Here is a 23,166-nt window from a genome sequence, read left to right on the forward strand (position 1 = left end):
AAGGCCTACCGTGAACGTCATGGATGCCGTCACTCAGATTCCCGAACCACGCAACGAGCCGGTGCTGCAGTACCGGCCCGGCTCCGCCGAGCGCGCCGCCCTGACCAGCAAGCTCGCTGAGCTGGCAGCCGAACCCATCGAGATCAGCTGCGTGATCGCAGGCGAGCACCGGATGGGCAGCGGCCGTCCGGGCCAGGTCGTCCAGCCGCACAAGCACGCCCACGTGCTCGGCGTCTACAACCACGCCGGCGAGCAGGACGCGCTGGACGCGATCGCCGCGGCCAAGGCGGTTGCTCCGGCCTGGCAGGCGCTGTCCTATGACGACCGGGCCGCGATCTTCCTGCGGGCCGCGGATCTGCTGGCCGGCCCGTGGCGAGCCACCCTGAACGCCGCCACCATGCTCGGGCAGTCCAAGACCGCGGTCCAGGCCGAGATCGACGCCGCCTGCGAGCTGATCGACTTCTGGCGGTTCAACGTGGCCTTCGGCGCCCAGTTGCAGCACGAGCAGCCGATCTCCTCGACCGGGGTCTGGAATCGGCTGGACCACCGGCCGCTGGAAGGATTCGTCTACGCGATCACGCCGTTCAACTTCACCGCGATCGGCGGCAACCTGCCGACGGCGCCGGCCCTGATGGGCAACGTGGTGATCTGGAAGCCCTCGGAGACCCAGCTGTTCGCGGCGCATTTCACCATGCGGCTGCTCGAGGCGGCCGGCCTGCCCGCCGGGGTCATCAACCTGCTCACCGGTGACGGGCTGGCGGTGTCAGAGGTGGCGCTGCCCCATCCCGACCTGGCCGGAATCCACTTCACCGGCTCTACGCCTACCTTCCAGCACCTGTGGAAAGAGGTCGCGAACAACCTCGCCGGCTACCGGTCCTACCCGCGGCTGGTCGGCGAGACCGGCGGCAAGGACTTCGTGCTGGCGCACCCGAGCGCTGACCTGGACGTCCTGCGCACCGCTCTGATCAGGGGCGCGTTCGAGTACCAGGGGCAGAAATGCTCGGCGGCCTCGCGGGCCTACCTGCCGGCCTCGGTGTGGTCGCGGCTCAAGGACGAGCTGGCCACCCAGGTCGACGCGCTGCCCATGGGCGATGTCACCGACTTCGCCAACTTCATGGGCGCGGTGATCGACCGGCGGTCCTTCGACCGGCTGGCCGGCGTGCTGGACCGCGCCAAGAACGACCCGAAGCTGGAGATCATCGCCGGCGGAACGGCTGACGACAGCGAGGGCTTCTTCATCCGGCCGACGTTGCTGGTGTCAGAGGACCCCACCCACGAGGTGTTCTCGACCGAGTACTTCGGGCCGATCCTGTCGATCTACGTCTATGACGACAGCGCCGACGCCGACGCCGCGTTCGAGGCGATCCTGGACGTGGTCGACTCCAGCGCCCCGTACGCCCTGACCGGCGCGGTGATCTCCACCGACCGGCAGGCGATCGCCAAGGCCCAGCAACGGCTGCGCTTCGCTGCCGGCAACTTCTACGTCAACGACAAGCCCACCGGCGCCGTCGTCGGCCAGCAGCCTTTCGGCGGGGCGCGGGCCTCGGGCACCAACGACAAGGCCGGCTCCATCCTGAACCTGCAGCGCTGGGTCTCACCCCGCGCCATCAAGGAGACGTTCCTCGCGCCCACCTCCGTCGAGTACCCGGCCCAGGCGCCGGAACCGGCGGGGGAGTAGCCGCGATGGCGCTGCTTCGCCAGCCGTTGCTGGCCGCCGCCCGCTCGCCGCGGCTGCGGTCGGTGGCCGAGAAGTCCAGGCTGACCCGCCCGGTGGTGAACCGGTTCGTGGCCGGCGCCACCGAGGCCGACGCGCTGCGGGCGACCGCCGAGCTGGCGGCGGCAGGGCTGTCGACCACCCTGGACTTCCTCGGCGAGGACACCACCTCCGCCGAGCAGGCCGAGCACACCGTCCAGGCGTACGAGTCGGTGCTGGCCGGCCTGGCGGAGGCCGGCCACGCCGCCCGCGCCGAGGTGTCGGTGAAGCTGTCGGCCATCGGCCAGGCGCTGCCTGGGGACGGTGAGCGGATCGCGCTGGAAGGCGCCCGCAGGATCTGCCAGGCGGCGGCGAACGTGGGCACCACGGTGACCATCGACATGGAGGACCACACCACCACCGACTCGACGCTGGACATCGTCGTCAAGCTGCGGCAGGACTTTCCGTGGGTCGGGGCTGTGTTGCAGGCCTACCTGCGCCGGACCGAGGCCGACTGCCGCGAGCTGGCCACGGCCGGCTCGCGGATCAGGCTGTGCAAGGGCGCCTACGCCGAGCCCGAGTCGGTGGCCTTTCAGGGCGAGGAGGTCGAGGACTCCTACCGCCGGTGCCTGGGCGTGCTGTTCGGCGGCAAGGGTTATCCGATGGTGGCCAGCCACGACCCGGCGATGATCGCCGCCGCCCGCTCGCTGATCGTCCAGAACAAGCGGACGCCAGACAGCTACGAGTTCCAGATGCTGTACGGGATCCGGCCCGAGGAGCAACGCGTGCTCGCCGCGGCCGGTCACCGGGTGCGCGTCTACGTTCCCTACGGCGACGAGTGGTACGGCTACTTCATGCGACGGCTGGCCGAGCGGCCGGCGAACCTGACGTTCTTCCTGCGGTCCTTGACCTCCAAGAAGTAGCGGGCCCCTTCTGTCTGGGCCAGCGGGCTAGTCATAGAGCGCCTCCAGCAGCCACTGCTGGGCGGCGAGGTCAAAGCACACCAGGTAGGCGCGCCCGCTGACGTCGACCAGTTGCATCCGGGCCAGCTGCCGGGCCGACTCGGGGTCCCACCAGCGCTCGTCCACCGGCCACGGCCCGGCCCAGGCGGTGATCGGCGCGCCCGGCGCTGTGCGGTCTGCGGGATCGGCGCACTCGGCGGTCCCGACGTAGAGAGCCGGCGCGGCCGGGACGGCCCCGCGGTCGGTGACCAGCACCGTCCGGCCGGCCTCGTCGAGCACCCGGACCGGCTGCGGAGGGTCGATGATCACCGACGGCGCCGGAGACGGCAGCCGGCCCGGCCACGGCCCGGACGAGGCCTGCTCGCGATCATCACCCCACGGCACCAGCCGAGTGCGCTGCGCCGGCCCACGGCCACCGCCGAGCACCGGGGTCAGCACCGAGCCGTGGCCCAGCAGGGTCTGCACCCTGGCCAGCGCCCGGTGGACGCGCTCGTCCGCCGCCCCGTCACCACCCCAGAGGGCATGCTGGTTGGCGCCGGTGGGAACCGTCTCGACCGGGGTCAGCCGCAGCAGGCTCACCGGCCCGGACGGCGCGTTGAGCTCGCCGGCGGCCCGGTTCAGCCAGCCCTCCAGCTGCCAGCGGACCCGGTCGGTCACGTCGACGGCGGTGAGCACCCCGGCATGGCGCCAGCGACGCACCGTCTCCTCGCCCCGGTCGGTCTGGGCCACCAGCTCGAAGCAGGTGCAGGCCAGGCCGTGCTCGGACAGCTCCGAGACGAACCGCTCGATCGCGCCGCGGGCGCTGAAGGCGATGGTGTCGACCCGGTCCAGCGGCGGTTCGAGGTCGATGCTGACCTCGAACTCCGTGGGCGGCAGCCGGCCGGCGATCGGCCGGCTGTCCAGACCGGCTGCCTGCCGGTGCGCCCACGCTCCCGCCGGGCCGAACCGGGCCTGGGCGTCGGCGGCGGGCAGCGCGGCGAAGGCGCCCAGGGTGCGGATGCCCAGCCGGGTCAGCAGGTCGACCAGGCCCGGCTCCTCCAGGGTGCTGATCGGCAGCTCGGCCAGGAACCGGGCTGAGCCGCCCGGTGGGATGAGAACGCCGCGGCGGGCGGCCTGCTCGGCGGCGAAGGCCCCGTCCGCGACTCCGATCAGCACGTTCTCGGTGTGCTCGGCGATGGCGCGCGCCAGGGCGTGCAGGACGCCCGCCTCACCGCCGAAGTACCGGGTGGGGCCGCGGACCCCGATCATGGCCAGCCCCGGGCGTCCGAGCTCCACCCCGAGCGCCACCGACTCGATCGCGGTCAGCACGGGCTCAAAGGCACGGGCCTCCGCGGCCAGGTTGCGCGGCAGGATCACCAGTTCGGGGCAGCGCGCCTGGGCCTCCCGCCGGCGCAGGCCGCGCTTGACGCCGTGCTCGCGCGCGGCCTGGGAGCAGGCGATGACCCGGTTGGCGGTGAGCACCGCGACCGGTTCGGCCTCGGACAGGCCGGCCCCGGCCCGGGCGACGGTGACCGGCCAGTCCGGGCACCAGACCGCGGCCATCCGGGGTGGGGCGGTCATGACGGGCAGCCCTGCCGGCTCATAGCCACAAGTCGGCGCCGCGGGGCCGGGCCGAGCGCCCGCGGCCGATCGCCGCCACCCGCAGCTGGCGCTGCCGGAGCCGGCCGTACCCCCGGTCGATTCCGACCCAGCGACCGTGGGTGGCCGACAGCTCGATCTCCACGGCAGGCCAGGACGCGGCCTGCTGGCCGAACAGCACCAGGATGGCGCCCTTGCTGCGAGCCCGTGCGGTCAGCCGGCGCGCCTCGCCATCGGTGATCCCGCCGTTGCGTCCGAACGCCCCGGGATCACCACCGTCCCGGTCGGCGGGGACACCGCCGGCGCCGCCCGGCCGGGCGACCACCACGTCCACGGCGTCGAGCAGGGCGCCGACCGCGGTGGTCCAGGACGACCCGGTCCAGCCCGGCTCCCAATTGCCATTCGGTCCGGTCCTCGCTCCTGCGTCGCTGCGATCCTCCCTCATCGGGGGGCTGATGATCGCCAGCCGTTCCAGCTCCATGCCGGCCTCGTCGGCGGCCTCCGCGCTGATCGCCGGCATGCCCACCATCGCCGTCCAGGCGCCGGCGGCCGAGGCCGGGCCCAGCAGGGCGAGCAGCAAGGACACCGACGAGGTGACCGCCACGGTGCTGCCCCGGCGCAGCCCGTCCGGCAGCAACTGCCTCAGCCCGGGTGGCACCGGAAGCGGCGGCAGCGTCGGAGTGGTGAGGGGGTTGAGGGCGCCGGCCTGCTGCGAAGCCAACTCCGCCCGCAGCTCGGCTCGCTGCTCGGCGCGCAGCACCGGGCGCCGCAGCGGGAGCGCTGCCGGGTGGCTGAACGGATCTGGCTCGGCTACCGCGTAGGCGCCGTCGCTGTCGTCGAAGCGAGCGGCTTCGAGGTCGTGGTCGGGGTCGGGACAGAGGTCGTGATCGGAGGCGAACTCCGCTTCCGGAAGGTCCTGGAAGCCGGCGGCGGTCACGTTCCTATGCTCGAACAATTGTTCGATTATGTCAATGTAGATCATGCAGTCACGGCCGCCGACGCGGCAGTCACCAGGGCAGTGTCGCGCTGGAGGCTCGACCGCCGGCGCGGCCTGAGTTCCGCCGCAACGCGCGACCCACCGCCGGGCACAATGAGCTGTGACCACCTGCCCGTGCGGTTCCGGCGAGCCTTACGAGTCCTGCTGTGGCAGGTATCACCTAGGTGAGGCGCAGCCGCCGACCGCGGTCACCCTGATGCGCGCCAGGTACACCGCCTTCGCCCGAGGCGAGGAGGAGTTCCTCGCCTCGACCTGGCATCCCTCCACCCTGCCCCGCGGCCCGCTCGTCGATCCCTCGCTCAGCTGGGTGGGCCTGCACGTCACGGCTCAGACCGGCGGCGGGCTGCTCGACGCCACCGCCACGGTGCGCTTCACCGCGCGCTACCTCCGGGCAGGCGTGCCGGGCAGGTTGACCGAGACCAGCCGGTTCACGCGTCTGCGCGGGCGCTGGACCTATCTCGGCCCCACCTGAGCCGAACGCCGGCTCTAGCCACCTCAGCCTGCGCGCAGCACCGTCTCGGGGTCCTCATCAGGGTCGACGCGGTCACGGGGGTCATCGGGGTCCCGGTCCGGCAGGCCGGCCGCCACCCGGTCCGGGTGCAGGAACACGAAGCGCTTGTAGGCCCAGAACCGGAAGATCGTGCCGAGGCCGATGGTGAACAGGTTGACCACGTTCATCACCAGCACGTGATGCTTGAAGTGCAGCGGGTAGGAGAAGATCGCGATGATGACCAGCGCCACCAGCAAGGCGATCAGGTTGATCAGGAAGAAGAACCCGGCTTCGCGGCCGAGCTTGCTGCGGGCCCGGTGGGAGAACGAGAGGTTGCGGTTGCCGACGTAGGTCACCCCGGTGGCGACGATGGTCGAGACCGACTTGGCGGTGATCTGGCCGTGGTCGAAGAGCAGGTTGAACAAGAGCAGATCGATGATGAAACCCACCGCGCCGACCATGCCGAAAGCCGCGATCTCTTTGACCAGGATGCGCCACGATCCGCGGACGTGGTCGATAAGTGAGGAAGGCATCGCTGCCGATTGTACGGCCGGGCGGCACGGGGCAACGAATCTCACGCCGGCGCCAGGCCGCGGCGTGTCACTCCTCTCAGGCCGGAGTCAGCAGCTGAGCCGGACGGCGCCTTGCACCACCTGACGGACAAGCTGAGGGCTGCCCTGCCAGCCGGACGGCTGGAAATCCTCCAGGACGGTGCTCAGCGCGAACTGCGCGCTCAGCTCGTGCCACACCTGGGCCCGGCGCAGCATCGCGTGCCCCTCTCCGTACACCGTCACCAGGCTCACCGCGGCGCCGGCGGCCTCGATCCGGCCGGCGTAGACCTCCGTGCCGGCGGGTGAGGTCATCCGGTCGGCGCTGCCGTGCATCAGCAGCACCCGGCGGCCGGCGAGTTGGCTGACCGGCTCGTGGGCCGGCAGCCAGGGCGCCAAGGCGACCACCCCCCGCACCTGTGGGTGACCGCCGATCCGCAGGGCGGTCCGGCCGCCCATCGAGTGCCCCACCACGCTGATCGGCAGGCCGGCAAAGCGCTCGGTCAGCTGCCGCAGCGCCCATTCGGCGTCGTTGACCGGCGCCGGGCTGCCCGTGGCGGCGTTCCAGCCACGGCTGGCGTAGCGCAGCCGGGCGACCGCCACCCGCCCGGCGCCGCGGCGGGCGATCCGGCGGGCGAACGGGACCATCCGCAGCACCGCCACCTGGTGAGCCCGCACCGGGTCGGTGCTCAACTCCCGCCCGCCGTGCAGCACCAGCACCACAGCCTCGCTGCGACGCCGGCCGGTCTCCACCGACAGGCGCGGGGTGGCGGTGATCATGGCTGCCACCGTACCCAGGCGGCGCCCGACGCAGCCTGCGACCCAGGGCGCCGCGCTGGTCAGCGGCCGCCGGCACAGGCGCTAGATTCCACGACTGTGGATAGCCGAACCGGACTGCCGGTCGTGGGCATGGTGGGCGCGGGTCAGCTGGCCAGGATGACCCACCAGGCCGCCATCGCCCTGGGGCAGTCGCTGCGGCTGCTGGCCGACTCCGCCGACGACGGCGCGGCCATGGTGGCCGGTGACGTGCAGGTCGGGGACTACCGGTCGCTGGCGGACCTGCGCCGCTTCGCCGCCGGCTGCGACGTGCTGACCTTTGACCACGAGCACGTGCCGGGCGAGCACCTAGAGGCGTTGGCCGCCGAAGGGGTGCTGGTGCTGCCCTCGGCGCCGGCGTTGAGATTCGCCCAGAACAAGGCTGAGATGCGCCGCAAGATGGCGGAGCTGGGAGTGGCCGGGCCGGCCTGGCGGGACCTGTCGACCGAGGCCGATCCACGGCAGGCGCTGGTGGACTTCACCGACCGGGTCGGCTGGCCGGTGGTGGTCAAGGCGATCTCGGGCGGATATGACGGCAAGGGCGTCTGGATCCTGGACTCGATAGCCGACGCCGAGCCGCTGCTGGCGGCGGGCACCGCGCTGCTGGCGGAGGCCAAGGTGGACCTGGACTTCGAGATCGCGGCGGTGGTGGCCCGCTCGCCGTTCGGCCAGGGCGCGGCCTGGACTCCTGTGGAGACGGTCCAGCAGGACGGGATCTGCACCGAGGTGATCGCCCCCGCGCCCCGGCTGAGCGACGAGCAGGCCGAGACGGCCCAGCAGCTGGCGCTGCGGATCGCCGCTGAGCTCGACGTCGTCGGGGTGCTGGCGGTGGAGATGTTCATCGAGCGCGGCGGCGCGCTGCTGGTCAACGAGCTGGCGATGCGGCCGCACAACTCAGGGCACTGGACGATCGAGGGCTCGCGTACCTCGCAGTTCGAGCAGCACCTGCGCGCGGTGCTCGACTACCCGCTGGGGGCGACTGCCCAGACCGCGCCGGTGGTCGTGATGGCCAACGTGCTCGGCGGCCCGGACGACACCGAGCCGGCGCTGGACGAGCGGGTGCACCACCTGATGGCCAAGTGGCCCGACGTCAAGATCCACCTGTATGGAAAAGGGTTTCGTCCTGGCCGCAAGGTCGGCCACGTCACTGCGCTGGGCGATGACCTGCGGCTGGTCCGCGAGCGGGCCCGGGCGGCGGCGGACTACCTGTCCCTGGGGGAGCGAGCGAAGGTGGATGCCCATGACTAGCCAGCCTCAGCAGCCTGACCAGCCTCAGCAGCCTGACCAGCCTGACCAGTCAGCGGCCGGCCGGCCGGCCGAGGTCGGGGTGATCATGGGCAGCGACTCGGACTTCGCGGTGATGGCGGCGGCCGGTGAGGCGCTCACCGAGTTCGGGGTGCCGTTCGAGGTCCGGGTGGTGTCGGCGCACCGGACGCCTGAGGCGATGCTCGACTACGCCCGGTCAGCGGCCGGCCGCGGCCTGCGGGTCATCATCGCCGGGGCCGGCGGCGCCGCGCACCTGCCCGGCATGGTGGCCTCGCTGACGCCGTTGCCGGTGATCGGGGTGCCGGTGCCGCTGAAGTACCTGGACGGCCTGGACTCGCTGCTGTCGATCGTCCAGATGCCGGCCGGGGTGCCGGTGGCCACTGTGTCGATCGGAGGCGCTCGCAACGCCGGCCTGCTGGCCGTCCGGATGCTGGGGGCTTCCGACGAGCGGTTACGGGTCCGGATCGAGGCTTTTCAAGCGGAGCTGGCCGAGACCGCCGTCAATAAGGACCGAGCACTGGCCGAGCAGGTACGTACGCTCGGTTGGTGAGCACTGCGCGGGCCGCGACGGCGATGCATCGTCGACGGCGGTCCTCCATCCGGTGGTGGCAGGTCCGGCGATGGCTGGCGCCCCGGCGCGCCAAGCAGGTCGCCGCCGCGGTGCTCGCGGCGCTGCTGGCGATCGCGGCGCTGACGGTGCTCAACCGCGAGCCGGCCCTGCGGGTGTCCGAGCAGTCGATCCCCGGCACCCCCGAGCCCGGCGGCGGCGCCGTGCTGCTGGACAGCTCGCTCTACCTGCCCGAGCGGACGCCGGCTCCGGCGATCCTGCTGGCGCACGGCTTCGGCGGGTCGAAGGCAGGGTTGGACGGCCAGGCGCGCACGCTGGCGCGGGCCGGTTATGTGGTCCTGACCTACACCGCACGGGGGTTCGGCGCCTCCGGTGGCTTGATCCACCTGGACTCGCGGCGGTACGAGGTGGCCGACGGCTCCCGGCTGCTCGACTTCCTGCAGGCCCGTCCCGAGGTCGCGCGAGCAGGTGAGCGGCCGGTGCTGGGGGTGGCAGGCTCGTCCTATGGCGGCGCGCTGGCCCTGATGCTCGGGGCGACCGATCAGCGGATCGCAGCGGTGGCGGCTGACATCACCTGGAACAACCTGGCCCGGGCGCTGTTTCCCAATGCGGCGGCCACCGGCGCCGACCAGCGGGTGGGGGTGTTCAAGAGGCTCTGGGCCGGCTACCTGTTCTCCAGCGGCTTCAACGCTGCCTCGGCCGGCGGCTCCGGCTCGAACGGCGCCGCGCCCGGTGGGGCCCCGCCCGGTGGCGCCGCGCCCGGCGGGGCCGCGCCCGGTGGGACTGCGTCCGGCGGGGTTGCGCCCGGCGGCGGCTCCGTCAGTTGCGGCAGGTTCGCCGCCGAGCTCTGCGCCAGCTACCAGCGGGCGGTCGCCGGCGGCCCGCCGGACGTGCGGTTGGCCAGCCTGCTCGCCGAGTCCAGTCCCGCGGGAGTGCTCGACGGGATGCGGGCGCCGACCTTGCTGACCCAGGGCGACCAGGACTCGCTGTTCCCGCTCAGCGAGGCCGATGCCAACGCTCGGCAGATCGCGGCGGCCGGCGCCCAGGTGCAGGTCCGGTGGCGAGCCGGCGGCCATGACGCATCAGGCGCAAACGACGACGTCAGCGGCATCCAGCGGCGGTTCTTCGATCAGAAGTTGCGCGGCAGGGCCGGTTCCAGCGCGGAGTTCCTGCTTTCCCAACCAGGCGCGGGCATCTCGGCCAGCAGCGGCCGGACGGTCGCTGCCACCCTGCGTGCCTCCGGTTACCCGGGACTGCCCGGGCGTCCCGGGTTCACCAGCCGCCAGGTCACGCTGAATGGCCAGCCGCGCCAGATCAGCGCGCCGGCCGGTGGCTCACCGGCGGCGGTGTCGACCGTTCCGGGCCTGGGCGACCTGATCGGCGGCGCGGCCGGCCTGGGGCTCGGTGGCGCCGCCGGACTGTCCCGGCTGCCCGGCCAGAGCGCGGTGTTCAGCTCAGACCCGCTTGTCGAGCCGGCGCTGGTGATCGGCTCGTCCGAGGTCAGGCTGAGGGTGACGGCCGGCAGGACCGGTGAGGCCACCCTGTTCGTGTCGTTGCACGACCTCGGCCCGGACGGCTCGGACACCCTGCCGGCCCGGTTGGTGTCACCGGTCCGGTTGACCGGCAGGCCGGGACAGGTGCAGCTGGTCACCGTCCGGCTGCCGTGGATCGTCGCCGAGGTGCCGGCCGGGCATCGGCTCGCGGTCGAGGTGTCGACCACCGACTTCGCTTATCAGTTGCCCACCGAGCCCGCGACCTACACGGTCGCGCTCGGCGAGACCCTGGCCGCCCCGGGCGCCACGCTCAGCGTCGCGTCGCTGCCGGTCATCGAAGTGCGCACCGGCGGAGCCCGCGCCTGGGTGATCGCCGCGGCGCTGGTCGTGCTGCTGTGCCTGGCCTACGGCTGGTGGCGGCTGCGCTCGCGCCGGCCGCACGACGCCGATCCGGCTCTGGCGCAGGTGCCGATCGTGGTGTCTGACCTGGCGAAGGTCTACGCCGACGGTTACCGCGCGGTGGACGGGGTCAGCTTCCGGGTCGAGCGTGGTCAGGTGCTGGGCTTGCTGGGCCCCAACGGCGCCGGCAAGACCACCACGCTGCGGGTGCTGATGGGCCTGATCCTGCCCACCGCGGGCTCTATCCGGGTGTTCGGCCACGAGGTGGTGCCCGGAGCGCGGGTGCTGTCCAGGCTGGGCGCCTTCGTCGAGGGCCCGGGTTTCCTGCCCCACCTGAGCGGCCGGGAGAACCTGCGGTTGTTCTGGGCCGCGTCCGGCCGGACGGTCAAGCAGGCGCAGTTCGAGACCGTGCTCGAGATCGCCGGGCTCGGGGATTCGCTGGAGCGCAGGGTGAAGACCTACAGCCACGGCATGCAGCAGCGGCTGGCGATCGCCCAGGCGATGCTGGGCCTGCCTGAGGTGCTGGTGCTGGACGAGCCGACCAACGGCCTGGACCCGCCGCAGATCGCCGAGATGCGGGTGGTGCTGGGCCGGTACGCGGCGACCGGGCGCACCGTCATCGTCTCCTCGCACCTGCTGGCCGAGGTGGAGCAGACCTGCACCCATGTGGTGGTGATGCACCGGGGCCGGCTGGTGGCGGCCGGCTCGGTCGCCGAGGTGGCGGGGTCCGGGTCTACCCAGTTGGCTGTCGATGACGTCGACCGCGCTCGTGAGGTGCTGACAGCGGCCGGGGTCCCGGCCCGGGTGGTGCCGGCCCGGCGCGCCCTGGAAGACGTCTTCCTGGACTTGATAGGTGAGCGTGTTGACTAGCGATCCGACCGGAGCCGGCGCGGCTGCCGGCGCTGCCCCACCCGTTGGCGCGAGCTCTGCCGCGAGCCCTGCCGACACACCCGCCGGAACGCCGGCGACCAGGCGCGGCGCGCACTTCCGGCTCGCGCACCTGCCCCCGCTGTCGGCTGAGCAGGGCCGGAGCCAGCCCCCGTTCGACACCGGGCGCACCATGCCGCTGCGGATCGAATTCGCCCGTCAGCTCACCCGCCGGCGCACCCAGCTGGTCGGGCTGCTGCTGCTGGTGCTGCCGATCATCATGGCGCTGGCCTTTCAGATCGGCGGGCCCAGCAGTCCCGACCGTGACCGCCCGGCCCTGGTCGACCTGGCCACCGCCGGAGCGGGCAACTTCGCGTTCTTCACCGAGTTCGCCTCGGTCGGCTTTCTGCTCGTGGTCATCGTGGCCATGTTCTGCGGCGACACCGTCGCCAGCGAGGCGAGCTGGTCCTCGCTGCGTTACCTGCTGGCGATGCCGATCCCGCGGGCCCGGCTGCTGCGCCAGAAACTGGTGGTGGCGCTGACATTCTCGTTCGGGGTCAACCTGTTGCTGCCGGCCTGGGCTTACGTGGTGGGCGGGGTGTTCTTCGGCTGGGACCCGGCGCGCTCGCCGTTCGGAGGCAGCTTCACCCATGCCGAGACCCTGCAGCGAATGCTGATCGTCGCGCTGTACGCCGCCGGTCAGGCGCTGGTGGTGGCAGGCCTGGCCTTCCTGCTGAGCGTGCTGACCGACGCGCCGCTGGCCGCGGTCGGCGGCGCGACGTTCCTGGTGGTGGTGTCCAACATCCTGGACTCGATCACCGCGCTGGACCCGTACCGGGTGGTGCTGCCGACCCACTTCCAGTACTCGTGGCTGGACGCGCTCACCCCGGCGATCAGCTGGGACGACATGATCCGCGGCTGCGCGCTGGCAGTCATCTACAGCGCCGTGTTCTTCACCCTCGCCTGGACCCGCTTCGCCCGCAAGGACATCACCAGCTGAGCACTCGCTCGTTCGAGCCGACTGGGGCCGCGCGTGGTGACGTAGGTGAAGTCGCACCGCAACGTGAGGTTGTCGGGGTGGGTGCGCCTGCGCCAACGTTCTACGACGCGCCGGCGATTCCGAGGAACACGACGATGGCGCGATTGACTCGCACCAGGTCAGCGTCGTCCAGAACACCAATCTTGCTGCCCAGTCTGCGCCGATGAACTGTGGTGATCTTGTCGACCATGAGGCGGCTCGCAACGTCCAGGCCGTTGGCGGTCGACGGCGCGATCTCCAACCGGAACAGCGGAGCCTCGGTGGCGTCGGAGGTGAACAGGCATACGGTCGCTGAATCGGTGTCGAAGTGATCGTCCTGGAGGATGAGGGCCGGCCGCGGTTTGCTGGCGTAATCACCGCCACCCGCCACGGTCCAGATCTCGCCCCGCCTCAATCCTCAGGCCATTCCGATACCGAGTCGACGAAGGCTTGATCCCTTTCTGCCTCGTGACTCCTCGCGACAGCGCGAGACTGGCGGCGCGCCTCCTCGGCGAAACCGGGGGCATTGACGTCAGGAACCCAGATCTGCACCGGACGCAGGCCCTGGGAGCGCAATCGAGCACGATAGGCCCTTACCCGGGCGCGAGTCGACGTGCTGGCCATAGGGCACCTCCGATTCGTTACATGTAACGATAGCACTCATCCGCCATGAAGCCCCTCGTCGTGATGCCGTTCAGGTGCGCCGGAGTTCAGCGTCAAGCCGCTGCTTTGAGCTCTGCCGTTTCAAGCTACGACTGTGTTTGGCCACGGCCTCAGAATCCCACTGAACTGCCTCAGCAAGTTGAAGAAGGATGGATCAGCAACTAGCCAGGTTCCGAGGTCGTTGCACCGCCGTGCTGCCAGGCGTTCAGACCGCGACGGCAACCGGTTGGTCATCCGCACGCACCCCGGTGCAGCCAAACCCGCGCGCCCAACGCGGCATGTCCGGTCGAACTAGCGACGGGCCTCGTCGATCATTCGCAGCTCACCGATGACCGAGTGAGCCGCGTGGAAGACGGGAGACATCTCGCTTCGCCCCTCGCCGAGGTCATTCTCGCAAGCCTCGAACAGCCGTTGGCCCTCACTCGTCAGGGCACGGATGGACGTCTGGCCGTCCCGGGGGAGTTTGTCGTCAGTGCTTGGCGACATGGCGCTCAGGTGGGCACTCAAGGTTGTAAGAAGCTTGGCATTCTCTTGTGCCACTCGTTCGTGCGTTCCCCCGCCGATGATGCCGCCGCCCGTACTGGTGTACAGACTTGTCGTCCCGTCGGATAGGCACACGAGGGTGGCGATGCCGTTGGGATATCCCGTCTCCATGACGCAGCCCCACAGCGGCTTATCGGCGAATCCTGCGGATGCCGGATCTAACGTCAGGATCTGGTTCCTGAGTCCGAGGTAGATCTCCTCGGGTACTGGCTGTGAGGGCTCCGGCTGACCAGCCTTCTCCCGGCGACGAACATGACAATAAGCTACTTCATTAAACGTATTAATCTTCCCCACTCGACATGAGCAATGGCTTTCGCTTCAAGAGGTGGTATCCACGCCTGGTGAGGTTCCATACCTCGGTGGGGCACCTGACATCCTCGGATACCGACTCCAGGGTGACCCGCACACCAGATCACTTCCCCTCCGTTCGGTACACCGAGTCACGTCGGGTTGCGTTCGGCGAGCTCCTTCAGGAACTTAGGCATGCGACCCGCGCCGAAGTCGTAGAAGCGCACCCAGCTCGGCGTGATCGCGATGCGGGCCATCTGGTCGTACATCGCACGGCAGGCTTTCTCGAACTCGGCTGCCGCCTCGGCGCCCATCGACTTGCGCGCCGCGGCGAGGTACTCGGGCACCAGGCCGTCGACGATCTCGATGCTCGCCCGCCCGCGCACTGACAGCGCCCGTGCCTGCTCGGGCGTATCACCTCCATCAATCGCCAGCGCAGCGTCAGGACGGGCCTTGAGTGCGGCGACCTTCGGCGAGGTCGTGGCAGTCGAGATCACGAACTGCGTACCGGTCCAGAAGAAGCCGACGGGAATCACACGCGGTGTTCCGTCCTCGGCGTTGTAGGCGAGATGGGCCGATGACGTCGCGGCCAGCAATTCCTGCGCGCCGGCCGCGGACAGTTCGGCGGCGATGACGTGCTGCTCCATGTGCCGTTCCCCTCTCCGTGACGCGCCCGTCGCGCGCTCACATCTGTGCCCTGCCTCGGTAACGGTGCCACAGCCCGGCATCGAGGCCGGAGCGACGCCTCCGCTCCTGCCCCACGCAGCGCACCGCACGGCACCGCACCGCCTTGACCTACGGCAGCAGCGACTCCAGCTGGGGTAGTCGGGCGTAGAACTCGGGCAGACCCCGTACGCCGTCGTGCACCACCTCGTGCGACATCGCGAGGTCGGGACCGGCGACGACGTCGACACCGGCAAGGCAGCGCAGGGCGTTCCGCCGCGTGTGCCCCAGCCACCCCCCGATCATGAACACGAACCAGTGGGGACCCGACGGCGGCAGCGTCCCGCCCCCTGCGACGTAGCCGTCGAGGACCGCGCTGAACGTGTCGGGCTCGATCGCGTCGAAACCGCGGTCCTTGGAGACGCTCAGCGCGGTCGAGCCGAGCTCGCTGCCGAGATCGAGCGTCCCGGAGAGCTCCCAGTCGAGCACGACTGGTCGTCCCTCACGCGCGAGCAGGTTCCACGGGTGGATGTCCCTGTGTGTGAGCACGAGCGGGCCCGGTCGCGGGCAGTCATCCACGAAGCCAGCGATCGCAAGCAGCTTCTCGACGTTGCGCGCCAGCTCGTCGGCCCACGGCTGTCCGGTCAGGGCAGCTCTCCGGGCGAGCTCGGGCCAGTCCCGCGGCGTCGGGTCTTGGCTGGCTACGTGGGTCCACTCCACGTCGAGCGCGTGCAGGCGAGCGAGGACCTCGCCGAGCTCGAACGCGTAGGCCGTCGACACCGCTGCCTCCGGCACCTTCTCGCCCTCGACCCAGCGGTGGACGAGCGTGTCGTGGCTGGCCAAGACCGGCTCCGGCATCGGGATGCCGGCGGCGAAGGCTGCCTGCTCGAACCGGAACACGTCGTCGAGGCGGTAGGGCGAGCGGCGGTCGAGGAGGTTGAGCTCCTTCACCGCGAACGACCCCTGGTCGGTGTCCAGCCTGTACGTCCGGTTCCCGAAGCCGCCCTCGACGCGGGTCATCGGCCCGGTCGGCGAGCCCAGGTGCGCGAGGTCGCCCTTCACACGATGAGGCTAGGGACGGCTTCGCCAGGACCACAAGGGGCCCACGTCGAGCCGGCTCTCGTTCATCCAGCGAGCTTGGTCGCCCAGTGGAGGTGATCGTTGGCGCCGATGAAGACGAGTGCGACAGTCAGCTGCTGCGCCGGTACTTGGCCGCGACCTCGTTGTACCTGCCGTCCCAGCCTTGTGCCACGTTCGTGCCGACCGGACCGGTCGCGAAGACCGCAGGCACGGGCTTGCCCAGCGCGCGGTCGATGATGAACAGGGCGTACTACCCGCCCTTGGGAGCGTTGTGGGGCGTGCGGAACATCAGCTCGCGTGCGTGAGACAAGATCCGAGCCCAGGCTCGCTCATCGGCATGTGCGGTCACTTTTCACACGGCCGAGGTCAAGGACGCCCGCTGCCGCCTGTCGACCGGTGGTTGCGTCGGGGCGTCTGCTCGGCGTCGAGCCAGGCTGGTGGCACGAACCAGGGCACGCCGTCGAGCATGGTGATCTGCCAGCCCTGCCTGTCGAACCGGTCATGGTGGAAGTCGCAGAGCAGGCACAGGTTGTCCAGGTCGGTCGAGCCGCCTTGCGCCCAGGGCGTGATGTGGTGCTTCTCGGTCCACTCGGGTGGGTCGGTGCAGCCGGGAAAGGCGCAGCCCTGGTCACGGGCGATCAGGGCGAGGGTTTGCTTGTCGCTGGCGACCCGTCGGGTGGTGCCGTAGTTGAGGATGCCGCCCCTGCTGTTGTGCACCACCCAGGCGATGCTGGCTTCGCCGGCGAGCCGCAGCGCTTGATCGACACGCAGCGACTGGTCGAAGCTGCTGGTCACCAGGCCGGTGCCTGACTCGAACTGCTCGGCGGTCATGGTGATCAGCACGGTCGCCGGAACCCCGCCGCTGGTCGGCAACTCGCCTGCTCGCAGCGCGAGCTTGAGCACCGACCGGAACGCGTCGTGCAGCCGCTGGCCGGAGCTGCGCTCATCAGGCCCGCCCGCGTCCGTCGGCTTCGGCGCGGCGAGCGAGTGCAGGACCGTCAGCGCGAGCGCGGCGGTCTCGCTGTCGAGATCACCGTTGATCCGGTACATGCCGTCCCCGCTCGGCAGGCAGGTCAGCCGCCGCCGTCTCTGCTGCTCACGCTCGTCGGCAAGCCTGCCGTCCGGGCAGAGGGTGTCGATCAGCCGCCGCGCGATGCCCGACAGCACTCTGGCGTCGAAGATCTGAGCCTGCTCCACCAGAAAGGACTCGGCGTCAGACACCTCGGCGGCGCTGAGGCTGCCGCGAACCTTGTCGATCGCGTTCGCTATGACGTCGGCGTGCTGGGCGGTGATCGCTCCGGCGGCGCGGGCGTCGGCCGTGGCCGGCAGCAGCGGCTCCAGCAGGTCGCCGGTGAGGGACAGCCGCGGCGCCAGCGCACGGGCCCGCCTGGTCCGCAGCGAGCTCTCTGCTGGCGAGAGGTTGAGCAGTCCGGCCAGAAAGTAGCTCGTGCCGCGCAGCACGTGACGAGCCGGCACGTTGCGTGCTTCGACCTCGGCGATCAGCAGCTGATCGAGATGCTCAAGCTGACGGCGCGCCTGCTCGGCCAACCGCAGTAGATCGAGCAACTCGGTTTCGCTCAACGGTGACAGCGGAATCGCCATCAACTCGGTGACGTCGGCGCACAGCACAGCGGCCGAGCCCACCGCTGCTGTCGCCATTGCCGTCATACATCAGACAGTAGACGAGCGGTCCGACAGTTCTCTGACTCTGCGGCTCAGTTATCCACAGACAGGCGGCGAGCATCGAGCCAGGAGTTCAGGGGCACTGCCTAGGCGGCAGGGCTCACGCCGGCGATCTTCAGAGGTTCACCGTGACGCGGAGGAAAGTCGCGGGAATGCGTGTGTCCGTGTCCGTGGTGCTGGTGTTCTGGCTGATGAACAGCGCTTCGAGCTCGTCCTGCAGTTGCGCCACCCGGCCGCTGGCTTCGGCGGCCTCGTAGGCGTTCATGGTGGGGCCGTAGTAAGTCCTGAACGTGGCCAGAAAATCTGACGGGCTTCCCTCGGCCTCGAAGGTGTAGATGTCCTTGGCGAACGAGATGTCGCTCTCAGCGACTCCCGCGGCGCCGAATCGCTCTATGACGTTCTTCTCGACCCCCCACGTCATCGGGCTGATAAAGCCTTCCGGCGGAGGCGGAGAGTACGCAGAGCTGATCTTGAGAATCTGCGCCACCAGGGTCGGGTCACCCGGAATCCAGTTGCCCATCACTATCCGGCCTCCAGGCCGGGTCACGCGCACCATTTCTTTCGCGACGTCAAACGGGCGCGGCGCGAACATGGCGCCGAAAATGCTTACGACCAGGTCGAATGTGTCATCGGCGAGTCCGCTGAGGTCGCAGGCGTCACCTTGCTGAAAGGTCACATTCGTGAGCCCGTGCTCTTCGGCTCGGCGCGCTCCGGCCGCGACCAGGTTCTCTGCGATATCGACACCCACCACCTGCGCGGCGTGCCTCGCCGCCGGGATCGCAGTGGTCCCGTCACCGCACCCGAGATCCAAGACCTTGAGATCGGGTGTGATTTTAAGGCCGGCGACGATGGCCTCGCCGCTGGTCCTCATGCTTTCGGCGAGACGGGTGAAATCACCTTTTTCCCATAGAGCCTTATTCGCGTTCACTGGTCACTCCGCATCATGTGGGCAATCTCTTGAACGGATTTATAATCCGCAGGATAACTGGCTCGGTTGGGCTTCACAACGGTTGCGCGAATGGCGACGTCCAAAGGCATTTCAGTGATTGGGCGGCTATCTGAGTTGATCGAATTGCCTGCCCCAGGCGTGCTGTGGCCCCGTTCGGCGCTGCGCGGCAGCTGAGGCCACGCCACTGAACTCCTGTGACCTGGGGCCGGTGAACTCGGTCGAAAGCTAAGGACGGCCCAACGCCCGGTAGGCCCAGCCGGCGGCCCGCCACTGCTTCGGATCGAGCACGTTGCGCCCGTCGACCAGGTTGCGCTGCGCGACCCGGGCGCCGATGACGTCCGGGTCCATCGACCGGAAGATCGACCACTCGGTCAGCAGCATCACCAGGTCCGCCTGCTCGACGGCGTCCTCCAGCGAGGCCGCGTAGGAGAGTTCCGGGTGCAGCCGCTGCGCACTGCCGTTGGCCTCGGGGTCATAGACCAGCACGGTGGCGCCCCGCCGGCCCACCGCGGCCGCCACGTCCAGCGCGGGGGAGTCGCGCACGTCGTCGGAGTTCGGCTTGAACGCCGCGCCCAGCACCGCCACCCGGGTGCCCCGGTACGAGCCGTCCAGCAGGTCCAGGCCCAACTCGACGGTGCGGGCCCGCCTGCGCAGGTTGATCTCGTCGACGTCGCGCAGGAACGACACCGCCTGGTCGACGCCGAGCTCACCGGCCCGGGCGATGAAGGCCCGGATGTCCTTGGGCAGGCAACCGCCGCCGAAGCCCAGGCCGGCGTTGAGGAACCGCCGACCGATCCGGGCGTCGTGGCCGATCGCGTCAGCCAGCTGGGTGACGTCGGCGCCGGTGGCCTCGCAGACCTCGGCCATCGCGTTGATGAAGCTGATCTTGGTGGCCAGGAACGAGTTCGCCGCCACCTTCACCAGCTCGGCGGTGGCGAAGTCGGTGACGATCACCGGCGTGCCCGCCTCGATGACCGGCGCGAACGCCGCGCGCAGCGTCTGCTCGGCCCACTCGCTGTGCACGCCGAAGACGAGGCGGTCCGGGCGCAGGGTGTCCTCGACGGCGAAGCCCTCCCGCAGGAACTCGGGGTTCCAGGCCAGCTCTACCTCTTTGTTCGGCGCCAGCTCGGCCAGCACCTTGGCCATCCGCACCGCGGTGCCGGCCGGCACCGTCGACTTGCCGACCACCAGCACCCGCCGGTCCAGGTGCGGCGCCAGCGAGCGGAACGCGGCCGAGACGTAGCTCAGGTCCGCGGCGTACTGGCCCTTCTTCTGCGGTGTGCCGACGCAGATGAAGTGCACGTCGGCGAATGCGGCCACCTCAGCGTAGTCGGTGGTGAACCGCAGCCGGCCGGAGTCGATGTGCTTGGCCAGCAGCTCGGGCAGTCCGGGCTCGAAGAACGGGATCTTGCCGCCCCGCAGGGCCTCGATCTTGGCGATGTCTACGTCCAGGCCGATGACGTCGTAGCCGAGTTCGACCATGCACACCGCATGGGTGGCTCCGAGGTAGCCGGTTCCGATCACCGAGAGGCGAGGACGCTGAGTCATGGGTGCGAGGCTATCGCGTCGGCGATCTAGCACCGTTTTCGCTCGCCGGACAGCCGCTGATTGCCCTGGGCCGCTGCCGCTGTCGGACGCCGGCCGGCCCGCGCGGCGCTGAGGCCGGTCAACGTCCCTCCCGCCCGGACTGCGGTCCCGACAAACGGCAGTGACAAGTCCCCGACAAAGGGCAGTGACAATGGGCGCAGATCGTTGCGCAGCCACTAGGCGATGGGGAACGCTTACCGCCATGGCGTCCAACCCGAATTTCGACAGTTACCGGCTCACCGACGAGCACAACATGCTGCGCGAGGCGGTGCGCTCGCTGGCCGAGGACAAGATCGCGCCCCGAGCGGCCGAGGTGGACCGGACGGCGGAGTTCCCCCACGACGTGCTGACCGCCCTGGTGCGGGCCGGTTTTCACGCCACCCACATCCCTGAGGAGTACGGCGGCGTCGGCGCGGACTCGCTGGCGACGGTCATCGTGATCGAAGAGGTCGCCCGGGTCTGCGCGTCGTCCTCGCTGATCCCGGCGGTGAACAAGCTCGGCACCGTGCCGCTGCTGCTGTCGGCGTCGGAGGACCTGAAGAAGCAGGTGCTGCCGCCGGTCGCCTCCGGCGAGGCGATGTTCTCCTACGCCCTGTCCGAGCGCGAGGCCGGCTCCGACGCCGCGGCGATGCGCACCCGGGCCCTCCTGGACGGCGACCACTGGGTGCTCAACGGCACCAAGTGCTGGATCAGCAACGCCGGCGTCTCCACCTATTACACGGTGATGGCGGTGACCGACCCGTCCCAGGGCGCCCGCGGCATCTCGGCGTTCGTGGTGCACAAGGACGACCCCGGCTTCTCGGTCGGCATGCACGAGCGCAAGATGGGCATCAAGGGCTCGCCGACGTGTGAGATCCACTTCGACAACTGCGCGATCCCGGCCGACCGGATCATCGGCGAGCCGGGCACCGGGTTCAAGACCGCGCTGGCCACCCTGGACCACACCCGGCTCACCATCGGCGCCCAGGCGCTGGGTATCGCCCAGGGCGCCATCGACGCGTCGATCGCCTACATGAAGCAGCGGCAGCAGTTCGGCAAGCCGATCGCCGACTTCCAGGGGCTGCAGTTCATGCTCGCCGACATGGTCATGCAGACCGAGGCGGCCCGCCAGCTCATCTACGCCGCGGCCGCGAAGGCAGAGCGGGGCGAGCCGGGGCTGACCTGGTACTCGGCCTCAGCCAAGGCCTTCGCCTCAGACGTGGCGATGAAGGTCACCACCGACGCGGTGCAGATCTTCGGCGGCTACGGCTACACCGAGGACTTCCCGGTCGAGCGGATGATGCGCGATGCCAAGATCACCCAGATCTATGAGGGCACCAACCAGATCAACCGGATGGTCATCGCCCGCAACATCCTGAAGTAGCCGCATCGGCCGGGAGTCGACGTGGTCAGCCCCGAGGCGTCGCGCTGCCCATCCGGGTCACCGCTTCGGTCAAAATGGCGCCTGAGGTCGCGAAGTTCAGGCGGACGTGACCGGCGCCTCCGGCGCCGAAGACGTGCCCGGAGCTGAGCGCGACTCGGGCCTCGTCAAGGAAGAAGCGCGCCGGGCCGGCGAGTTCGGTGATGATCCCAGGCCTCCCGCTGTCTCCGTCGGCATCGGCATCGCTGCCACCGTTGCCGGCGCCGTCGCGGTGCTGCACGCCGAGATCGCGGCAGTCCAGCCACGCCAGGTAGCTGCCTTGCGGCGGCGTCCACCGCACGGCCGGCAGATGCTCGGCGAGCAGGGAACCCAGAAGCGCGCGGTTGGTGTCCAGCCCGGCGAGCAGGGCGTCCAGCCACGGCTCCCCGTGCCGCAGCGCCGCGGTGTGGGCGAGGATTCCCACGTGGCTGGGCCCGTGGCTCACCTCCTCGGGCATCCGAGCCAGGTCAGAGGCCGACTCCGGTCCCGCGATGACCAGGGCGGCCTTGAGGCCGGCGAGGTTCCACGCCTTCGAGGCGGAGGTGACGGCGAAGGCGTTCTCGGCGCCGTCGACGCTGAGGTAGGGGGTGAACGTGGCGCCTGGCAGCACCAGCGGGGCGTGGATCTCGTCGGAGATGACCCGGACCCCGTGGCGCCGCGCCAAAGCGGCGATGCCTTCGAGCTCGGCGAGCGAGTGCACGACGCCGGTCGGGTTGTGCGGGTTGCTCATCAGGTAGGCGACTCCAGGGCTCTGAGCCCGCGCCCGGGCGAACGTCTCCTCGAGTGTGTCGAGGTCGACCCGTCCGCCCACGCCCAAGCGCGCCTCGAGGACGTGGCGGCCGTCGTGGCTGACGAAGGCGTAGAACGGCGGGTACACCGGGGCACTCACCACGACCGTGTCCCCGGGGTCGGTGACGAGGCGGAGCACCTCGACGATGCCCAGCATCACGTCTGGCACGATCGCGGTGCGAGCAATCTCCACGCCTGACCAACCCCAGCGCCGCTGCGCGAACTCGGCTAGCGCCTCGGCGTACGCCGTCCCGGCCGGGTAGCCGGTGTCCCCGCGGTCGATGACCTCGCGGAGCACGTCGGCGATTGGCTCGGCCAGCACGACGTCCATCTCGGCCACCCACAGCGGCAGCACGTCTTCGGGGTGGGTCTGCCATTTCATGCTGGAGCGCCGGCGTAGCTGTGGCAGGCTCAGCTGCTCCAGCGGGTTGGCCAAGCGACCTGCGGTCTCGCTCGTCATTTCCTGCGCCTTCCGCTGAGCCGGTGGTTTCGTGGCGGGGAAAGCCACGGCGCTGTCGGCGTACTTGCTCGGCACCGTATACGGCGTCGTGCGCGGGCCCGCTGTTGGCTCGGCGCCTTCTTCGGCGCCGCAGTGCTGTCCGGACGGCACCTGAGAGGAACTCAGCCCGTGCTCGGCGCGATCCGTCACGCCTGCGTCCGCTTCCCCACGGCACACCAGGTCCAGGAGCTACACCACGCTGCACGACATCGCCTCGACGACGCCTGAGGAGGTCGGCGCCGTAGTTGGCCGCTCGGCCCGGTGCGAGCATGATCGAACTCGAGGCGGCTTGACACAGGGCTAGTCGTCCGCCTTCCTTCGCCGCACA

20 protein-coding genes are annotated in these 23,166 nt (G+C 70.2%); 8 read left to right on the top strand and 12 right to left on the bottom strand.

Annotation, left to right across the window (positions count from 1 at the left end; all coding sequences use genetic code 11):
- Positions 1-19: 19 nt before the first annotated feature.
- Positions 20-1,678 carry an L-glutamate gamma-semialdehyde dehydrogenase gene (gene pruA, locus VGB75_13230; GenBank protein ID HEY0167997.1) on the top strand — a complete coding sequence of 553 codons (1,659 nt, stop codon included), beginning with the start codon at positions 20-22 and terminating at the stop codon, positions 1,676-1,678.
- 5 nt (positions 1,679-1,683) lie between these two features.
- Complete coding sequence (locus tag VGB75_13235) at positions 1,684-2,616, top strand: proline dehydrogenase family protein (protein ID HEY0167998.1); 933 nt, start codon at positions 1,684-1,686, stop codon at positions 2,614-2,616.
- Positions 2,617-2,643: 27 nt separating this feature from the next.
- Here the strand turns inward: VGB75_13235 and VGB75_13240 are convergent, their stop codons facing one another.
- Positions 2,644-4,215, bottom strand: a complete 1,572-nt coding sequence (locus tag VGB75_13240; protein ID HEY0167999.1) for a DNA polymerase Y family protein — start codon at positions 4,213-4,215, stop codon at positions 2,644-2,646.
- A 19-nt stretch (positions 4,216-4,234) separates the two neighbouring features.
- A complete protein-coding gene (locus VGB75_13245; GenBank protein HEY0168000.1) occupies positions 4,235-5,170 on the bottom strand; it encodes a hypothetical protein in 936 nt (311 codons plus the stop codon).
- Between the two features lie 160 nt (positions 5,171-5,330).
- On the opposite strand from VGB75_13245, the gene VGB75_13250 reads away from it, so the two are divergent.
- A complete protein-coding gene (locus VGB75_13250; protein HEY0168001.1) occupies positions 5,331-5,702 on the top strand; it encodes a YchJ family metal-binding protein in 372 nt (123 codons plus the stop codon).
- Positions 5,703-5,725: 23 nt separating this feature from the next.
- Here the strand turns inward: VGB75_13250 and VGB75_13255 are convergent, their stop codons facing one another.
- Positions 5,726-6,253, bottom strand: a complete 528-nt coding sequence (locus VGB75_13255) for a GtrA family protein (protein ID HEY0168002.1) — start codon at positions 6,251-6,253, stop codon at positions 5,726-5,728.
- 87 nt (positions 6,254-6,340) lie between these two features.
- A complete protein-coding gene (locus tag VGB75_13260; GenBank protein HEY0168003.1) occupies positions 6,341-7,048 on the bottom strand; it encodes an alpha/beta hydrolase in 708 nt (235 codons plus the stop codon).
- Positions 7,049-7,144: 96 nt separating this feature from the next.
- Between VGB75_13260 and VGB75_13265 the strand changes: the two genes are divergently transcribed.
- Genes VGB75_13265 through VGB75_13280 form a run of 4 tightly spaced genes read left to right on the top strand, consistent with a single transcriptional unit; the run spans position 7,145 to position 12,677 of the window.
- A complete protein-coding gene (locus VGB75_13265) occupies positions 7,145-8,332 on the top strand; it encodes a 5-(carboxyamino)imidazole ribonucleotide synthase (protein ID HEY0168004.1) in 1,188 nt (395 codons plus the stop codon).
- A complete protein-coding gene (gene purE, locus VGB75_13270; protein HEY0168005.1) occupies positions 8,325-8,900 on the top strand; it encodes a 5-(carboxyamino)imidazole ribonucleotide mutase in 576 nt (191 codons plus the stop codon). Before VGB75_13265 ends, purE begins: the two co-directional genes overlap by 8 nt.
- Positions 8,897-11,680 carry an alpha/beta fold hydrolase gene (locus VGB75_13275; protein ID HEY0168006.1) on the top strand — a complete coding sequence of 928 codons (2,784 nt, stop codon included), beginning with the start codon at positions 8,897-8,899 and terminating at the stop codon, positions 11,678-11,680. The genes purE and VGB75_13275 overlap by 4 nt, the downstream gene beginning before the upstream one ends.
- Positions 11,664-12,677: an ABC transporter permease gene (locus tag VGB75_13280; protein HEY0168007.1), complete on the top strand. Its 1,014-nt coding sequence runs from the start codon at positions 11,664-11,666 to the stop codon at positions 12,675-12,677. The genes VGB75_13275 and VGB75_13280 overlap by 17 nt, the downstream gene beginning before the upstream one ends.
- A gap of 100 nt (positions 12,678-12,777) precedes the next feature.
- Here VGB75_13280 and VGB75_13285 read toward each other — a convergent pair whose 3' ends face one another.
- The 7 genes from VGB75_13285 to VGB75_13315 form a co-directional block, all read right to left on the bottom strand.
- Complete coding sequence (locus VGB75_13285; protein ID HEY0168008.1) at positions 12,778-13,110, bottom strand: type II toxin-antitoxin system PemK/MazF family toxin; 333 nt, start codon at positions 13,108-13,110, stop codon at positions 12,778-12,780.
- Between the two features lie 539 nt (positions 13,111-13,649).
- The gene (locus VGB75_13290) at positions 13,650-14,195 is read right to left on the bottom strand and encodes a hypothetical protein (protein HEY0168009.1); all 546 of its coding nucleotides are present in this window, start codon (positions 14,193-14,195) and stop codon (positions 13,650-13,652) included.
- A 146-nt stretch (positions 14,196-14,341) separates the two neighbouring features.
- Positions 14,342-14,836: a pyridoxamine 5'-phosphate oxidase family protein gene (locus VGB75_13295; protein ID HEY0168010.1), complete on the bottom strand. Its 495-nt coding sequence runs from the start codon at positions 14,834-14,836 to the stop codon at positions 14,342-14,344.
- 148 nt (positions 14,837-14,984) lie between these two features.
- Complete coding sequence (locus tag VGB75_13300; protein HEY0168011.1) at positions 14,985-15,914, bottom strand: aminoglycoside phosphotransferase family protein; 930 nt, start codon at positions 15,912-15,914, stop codon at positions 14,985-14,987.
- A gap of 384 nt (positions 15,915-16,298) precedes the next feature.
- Entirely contained in the window at positions 16,299-17,600 is a 1,302-nt protein-coding gene (locus VGB75_13305) for a DUF222 domain-containing protein (protein HEY0168012.1), read from the bottom strand.
- A gap of 130 nt (positions 17,601-17,730) precedes the next feature.
- Positions 17,731-18,543 (bottom strand): class I SAM-dependent methyltransferase, encoded by an 813-nt coding sequence (locus VGB75_13310; protein HEY0168013.1) that lies wholly within the window; start codon positions 18,541-18,543, stop codon positions 17,731-17,733.
- A 246-nt stretch (positions 18,544-18,789) separates the two neighbouring features.
- Entirely contained in the window at positions 18,790-20,112 is a 1,323-nt protein-coding gene (locus tag VGB75_13315) for a UDP-glucose/GDP-mannose dehydrogenase family protein (protein HEY0168014.1), read from the bottom strand.
- Positions 20,113-20,353: 241 nt separating this feature from the next.
- Here VGB75_13315 and VGB75_13320 point away from each other — a divergent pair, with 241 nt between their 5' ends.
- Entirely contained in the window at positions 20,354-21,514 is a 1,161-nt protein-coding gene (locus VGB75_13320; GenBank protein ID HEY0168015.1) for an acyl-CoA dehydrogenase, read from the top strand.
- A 25-nt stretch (positions 21,515-21,539) separates the two neighbouring features.
- Here VGB75_13320 and VGB75_13325 read toward each other — a convergent pair whose 3' ends face one another.
- Positions 21,540-22,799 (bottom strand): MalY/PatB family protein, encoded by a 1,260-nt coding sequence (locus VGB75_13325; protein ID HEY0168016.1) that lies wholly within the window; start codon positions 22,797-22,799, stop codon positions 21,540-21,542.
- Positions 22,800-23,166 lie beyond the last annotated feature (367 nt).

The organism is Jatrophihabitans sp. (genome assembly GCA_036399055.1).
Taxonomy (GTDB): Bacteria; Actinomycetota; Actinomycetes; order Mycobacteriales; family Jatrophihabitantaceae; genus Jatrophihabitans_A.

Coding starts and splice junctions, on each gene's coding strand:
- VGB75_13295 (HEY0168010.1), bottom strand. CDS start 14,836: ATGGAGCAGCACGTCATCGCCGCCGAACTGTCCGCGGCCGGCGCGCAG.
- VGB75_13255 (HEY0168002.1), bottom strand. CDS start 6,253: ATGCCTTCCTCACTTATCGACCACGTCCGCGGATCGTGGCGCATCCTG.
- purE (HEY0168005.1), top strand. CDS start 8,325: ATGACTAGCCAGCCTCAGCAGCCTGACCAGCCTCAGCAGCCTGACCAG.
- VGB75_13260 (HEY0168003.1), bottom strand. CDS start 7,048: ATGATCACCGCCACCCCGCGCCTGTCGGTGGAGACCGGCCGGCGTCGC.
- VGB75_13305 (HEY0168012.1), bottom strand. CDS start 17,600: ATGACGGCAATGGCGACAGCAGCGGTGGGCTCGGCCGCTGTGCTGTGC.
- VGB75_13325 (HEY0168016.1), bottom strand. CDS start 22,799: ATGACGAGCGAGACCGCAGGTCGCTTGGCCAACCCGCTGGAGCAGCTG.
- pruA (HEY0167997.1), top strand. CDS start 20: ATGGATGCCGTCACTCAGATTCCCGAACCACGCAACGAGCCGGTGCTG.
- VGB75_13315 (HEY0168014.1), bottom strand. CDS start 20,112: ATGACTCAGCGTCCTCGCCTCTCGGTGATCGGAACCGGCTACCTCGGA.
- VGB75_13235 (HEY0167998.1), top strand. CDS start 1,684: ATGGCGCTGCTTCGCCAGCCGTTGCTGGCCGCCGCCCGCTCGCCGCGG.
- VGB75_13240 (HEY0167999.1), bottom strand. CDS start 4,215: ATGACCGCCCCACCCCGGATGGCCGCGGTCTGGTGCCCGGACTGGCCG.
- VGB75_13320 (HEY0168015.1), top strand. CDS start 20,354: ATGGCGTCCAACCCGAATTTCGACAGTTACCGGCTCACCGACGAGCAC.